This is a genomic window from Micromonospora sp. NPDC002411 (assembly GCF_053592955.1).
In genome coordinates this window covers 1-1,660 of record NZ_JBSFBM010000615.1, presented here as the reverse complement: position 1 = coordinate 1,660, position 1,660 = coordinate 1, and the positions used below count along the sequence as shown (strand labels likewise).

Here is a 1,660-nt window from a genome sequence, read left to right as displayed (position 1 = left end):
CACACTGATCGCGGCCAACGTGTCTCTACCCGACCCCGCCGGCGTCGACCTGATCCGGGTCGGCACCACTGCCGAGTTGCGGGAGGCGACGGTCACCCGGCACCTCGATCCGGCCGCTTGGCGGCAGGCGGTGCTCAAGTGCGTGTTCAGCGGTGTACCCCTCGCCGTGGTCGCCGACCTGGACGCCCGGGCCGACGGGGAGCTCGCCGCCATGCTGGCCGCGCTCGCCGCCGAACGGCACGCCGCCGGCCGGGACCTGCCCGCCGACGCCACCGACCTGCTCGACCGGCTCACCGCCGCACTGCCCCGGGAGGCGTGAATGCGCATCTTCGACCCACACATCCACATGACCTCGCGCACCACCGACGACTACGAACGGATGGCCGCCGCCGGGGTACGCGCGCTGGTGGAGCCGGCGTTCTGGTTGGGTCAGCCGCGAACCAGCCCCGCGTCGTTCACCGACTACTTCGACTCGCTGATCGGGTGGGAGCCCTTCCGGGCCGGTCAGTTCGGGGTGCGCCACTTCGCCACGATCGCGCTCAACCCCAAGGAGGCCAACGACCCGCGTTGCCGCCCAGTGCTCGACCTGCTGCCCCGCTACCTGGACAAGGACGCGGTGGTGGCGGTCGGCGAGATCGGGTACGACTCGATGACGCCGGAGGAGGACGAGGCGTTCGCGGCGCAGCTCGCCCTCGCCGTGGCGTACGAGTTGCCGGCGCTGGTGCACACCCCGCACCGGGACAAGGCGCGCGGCTGCGAACGCACCCTGGCAGTGGTCGCCGAATCCGGCATCGACGCCGGTCGCGTGGTGGTCGACCACCTCAACGAGGTGACCGTCAAGCTGGTCCGGGACAGCGGATGCTGGCTGGGTTTCTCCATCTACCCGGACACCAAGATGACGCCGTCGCGGATGGTCGAGCTGCTGCGCGAGTACGGCACGGAACGGATGCTGGTCAACTCGGCCGCCGACTGGGGGCGTTCCGACCCGCTGCTGACCCGGGCCACCGGTGAGGCGATGCTGGAGGCCGGGTTCAGCGACGACGACGTCGACAAGGTGCTGTGGCGCAACCCGGTGGAGTTCTACGGGCAGTCGGGGCGGCTCGACCTCAGCGACGTGGAGGACCCCGCCGCCGTGGACCCGGAGACCGGCAACTCGATCCTGCGCGGCGGCAGCTGATGCGGCTGCGACATGCCGGCGGTGAGACCGTCCACCTCGGGTACTGCACCAACGTGCACCCCGCCGAGGATCTCGCCGGCATCCTCGGTCAACTGGACACGTACGCCCTGCCGGTCCGTGCGGCGCTCGGCAGTGACCTGCTCGGGCTGGGCCTGTGGCTGGCCGCCCCGGTCGCCGCCGAGCTGGCCGCGGACGCGGGGTTGCGTCGTCGGCTGCGCGCCGAGCTGGACGCGCGCGGCCTGGAGGTCGTCACCCTCAACGGCTTCCCGTACGCGGCCTTCCAGGCCCCGGTGGTCAAGCAGGACGTGTACCACCCGGACTGGACCACCGAGCAACGTCTGACGTACACGCTGAACCTGGCCCGGGTGCTCGCCGACCTGCTGCCCGACGACGCCGCCCGGGGGTCGATCTCCACCCTGCCGCTGGCCTGGCGGCAGCCGTGGGACACCGGACGGGCCGACGCGGCTCGACGCCGGCTGGACC

At 71.9% G+C, this 1,660-nt stretch carries 1 protein-coding gene and 2 pseudogenes; all 3 read left to right on the top strand.

The genetic code is table 11. From position 1 onward, the window contains the following. Positions 1-220 (top strand): annotated as a pseudogene (locus tag ACWCO3_RS34465) (EboA domain-containing protein); the annotation flags it as partial. Between the two features lie 99 nt (positions 221-319). Then, positions 320-1,177: a TatD family hydrolase gene (locus ACWCO3_RS34460; protein WP_357844703.1), complete on the top strand. Its 858-nt coding sequence runs from the start codon at positions 320-322 to the stop codon at positions 1,175-1,177. Next, positions 1,177-1,660 (top strand): annotated as a pseudogene (locus tag ACWCO3_RS34455) (metabolite traffic protein EboE); the annotation flags it as partial. The gene ACWCO3_RS34460 and the pseudogene ACWCO3_RS34455, both read left to right, overlap by 1 nt.